Source organism: Candidatus Protofrankia californiensis, from assembly GCF_900634765.1.
Lineage (GTDB): Bacteria > Actinomycetota > Actinomycetes > Frankiales > Frankiaceae > Protofrankia > Protofrankia californiensis.
This window is the reverse complement of record NZ_CAAAFT010000484.1, coordinates 11,706-13,683: the sequence shown is the minus strand read 5'-3', so window position 1 is coordinate 13,683 and position 1,978 is coordinate 11,706. Positions and strand designations below refer to the sequence as shown.

2 protein-coding genes are annotated in these 1,978 nt (G+C 72.7%); both read left to right on the top strand.

Annotation, left to right across the window (positions count from 1 at the left end; all coding sequences use genetic code 11):
- Positions 1–573: (Fe-S)-binding protein (locus DD1DGNOD_RS24915; RefSeq protein ID WP_241255966.1), on the top strand; the 573-nt coding region annotated here is incomplete at its 5' end.
- Positions 570–1,978, top strand: a 1,409-nt coding sequence (locus DD1DGNOD_RS24910) for a lactate utilization protein B (protein ID WP_131771159.1), incomplete at its 3' end; no start/stop codon positions are given. The genes DD1DGNOD_RS24915 and DD1DGNOD_RS24910, both read left to right, overlap by 4 nt.

Below are 1,978 nucleotides of genomic sequence, written 5' to 3'. Positions count from 1 at the left end.
ATCCGTCACTTCCACGGCCGGCTGGCCGCCGAGCGGGGTGACGCGGCGCTGCGTGACGGGGTGGCCCGGACGGCGCCGCGGGTGTACGAGCTGGCGGAGCTCCTCGTCGACGTGCTCGGGGTCACCGACGTCGGCGCGTACTTCCCGCACCGCGTGGCCTACCACCCGACCTGCCACTCGCTGCGGGTACTCGGGCTGGGTGACCGGCCCCACCGGCTGCTGCGTGCGGTGCGCGGGCTCACCCTTGTCGACCTGCCGGCCGCCGAGGAGTGCTGCGGGTTCGGCGGCACATTCGCGATCAAGAACGCGGACGTGTCGGTGGCGATGGGCGCGGACAAGGCGCGCCACGTCCGGGAGACCGGGGCCGAGGTGCTGGTGGCCGCGGACAATTCCTGCCTCGCGCATATCGGCGGGCTGCTCTCCAGATGGCGGTCCGGAGTGCGCATCCTGCACCTGGCCGAGGTGCTCGTCCCGACCGAGGCCACACCTGCCATACCTGCCGTATCCGCAGGGCCCGGGCGAGCCCTGGCACGACAGCGGGGACGGGCACGGAAGCGGGGATGGCCGGCATGACGGCGATCTTCATGGGGACGCCGGCGTTCCCTCAGGCGGCGCGTCACGCGCTGGCCGACACCCAGCTGCGCCGCAACCTGGCGCACGCCACTGCGACGATCCGGGACAAGCGGGCCCGGGTCGTCGGTGAGCTCGACGACTGGGAGGCGCTGCGTCTCGCCGGAGCCGCGATCAAGGATCGTACGTTACGGCATCTGGACGGCTACCTGGAGCAGTTCGAGCGAGCGGTCACCGCGGCCGGCGGCCAGGTGCACTGGGCCGACGATGCGGCCGAGGCCAACCGGATCGTGGTCGACCTTGTCCGCGCCGCGGGCGTCGACGGCAGCGTCGACGAGGTCGTCAAGGTGAAGTCGATGGTCACCGCTGAGATCGGCCTCAACGACGCGCTGGCCGCGGCCGGGATCGCCGCGGTGGAGACCGATCTGGCCGAGCTCATCATCCAACTGGCCGGCGATCTGCCCAGCCACATCCTGGTCCCGGCGATCCACCGCAACCGGGCGGAGATCCGGGAGATCTTCCTGCGCGAGATGGCGGACGCGCCCGCCGACCTGTCCGACGAGCCGCGGGCGCTGGCCGCCGCAGCCCGGACGCACCTGCGGCGCAGGTTCCTCACGGCGAAGGTGGGGATCTCCGGGGCGAACTTCGCGGTCGCCGACACCGGCACCCTCGTGGTGGTCGAGTCGGAGGGCAACGGCCGGATGTGCCTGACCCTGCCGGAGACCGTGATCAGTATCGTGGGTATCGAGAAGGTGGTGCCGACCTGGTCCGACCTTGAGGTGTTCCTCCAGCTGCTGCCCCGGTCGTCGACCGGGGAGAGGATGAACCCGTACACGACGACATGGACGGGTGTTACCGAAGGTGATGGTCCGCGTGCGGTCCATGTGGTGCTGCTCGACAACGGCCGCAGCCGCGCGCTGGCCGACCCGGTCGGCCGGCAGGCGCTGCGCTGCATCCGCTGCTCGGCGTGCCTGAACTCCTGCCCGGTGTACGAGCGGGCCGGCGGCCACGCCTACGGATCGGTCTACCCGGGCCCGATCGGCGCCATCCTCACCCCGCTGCTGAACGGGGTGGACGCCGGGCCGGTGGAGAAGGCGCTGCCGTACGCGTCCTCGCTGTGCGGCCGGTGCTTCGAGGTCTGCCCGGTGCGCATCGACATTCCCGATGTGCTGGTGCACCTGCGCGGCCAGGTCGTCGACGCCGCGCGCACCCACCGGACGCCGGAGGCGGAGGCGCTCGGGATGCGGGCGGCCGCCTGGGCGCTGGCCCGACCCGCCAGGCTGGCCGCCGTTCAGCGGGCTGTTGGTACGGCGCGGCGGCTACTCGGTGACCGGCAGACCGTCGGTCCGGTGCCGCTGCCCGGCCCGGCCGCGGCATGGAGCCGGGCCCGCGACGTCCCGCTGCCACC